This window comes from Streptomyces endocoffeicus (assembly GCF_016741935.1).
Lineage (GTDB): Bacteria > Actinomycetota > Actinomycetes > Streptomycetales > Streptomycetaceae > Streptomyces > Streptomyces endocoffeicus.
On the sequence record NZ_JAERRG010000183.1, the window covers coordinates 1 to 838 of the forward strand.

Below are 838 nucleotides of genomic sequence, written 5' to 3' on the forward strand. Positions count from 1 at the left end.
ACACATCCCATGACCGCCACCCGCAGCGGGACCTCCATGCCCTCCAGACCGGCCGTCACCTGGTCCGCGAGCTTGTACACATCCACCTGCGCACGGCCGCACGACGGACACGAGACGATCTCCAGCCGCCGCTGCCGCAGATTCAACGACTCCAGAATCTGGATGCCGACCTTGACCTCCTCCGCCGGAGGCGCCGACAACGACACCCGGATCGTGTCCCCGATCCCCTCACTCAGCAGCGCACCGAACGCCACCGCCGACTTGATCGTCCCCTGGAACGCCGGACCCGCCTCGGTCACCCCCAGATGCAGCGGATAGTCACACTGAGCCGCCAGCTGACGGTAGGCGTTGACCATCACCACCGGATCGTTGTGCTTCACCGAGATCTTGATGTCCCGGAACCCGTGCTCCTCGAACAGCGAACACTCCCACAACGCCGACTCCACCAGCGCCTCCGGCGTGGCCTTGCCGTACTTCTCCAGCAACCGCTTGTCCAGCGACCCCGCGTTCACCCCGATACGAATCGGCACACCCGCGTCCGACGCCGCCCTCGCGATCTCCTTGACCTTGTCGTCGAACTGCCGGATGTTCCCCGGATTCACCCGCACCGCCGCACACCCGGCATCAATCGCCGCGAACACATACTTCGGCTGGAAATGAATATCGGCGATCACCGGAATCTGCGACTTCTTCGCGATCACCGGCAGCGCGTCCGCGTCATCCTGCGACGGACACGCCACCCGCACGATCTGGCACCCCGACGCCGTCAGCTCCGCGATCTGCTGCAACGTCGCACCGATGTCCGCCGTCACCGTCGTCGTCATCGACTGCACCGAGA

Annotated in this window: 1 protein-coding gene; it reads right to left on the minus strand. The window is 65.3% G+C overall.

Annotated elements, in window-relative coordinates:
- A partial coding sequence (gene ispG / locus JK364_RS54490; protein ID WP_201858892.1) for a flavodoxin-dependent (E)-4-hydroxy-3-methylbut-2-enyl-diphosphate synthase occupies positions 1-838 on the minus strand: 838 nt, incomplete at both ends.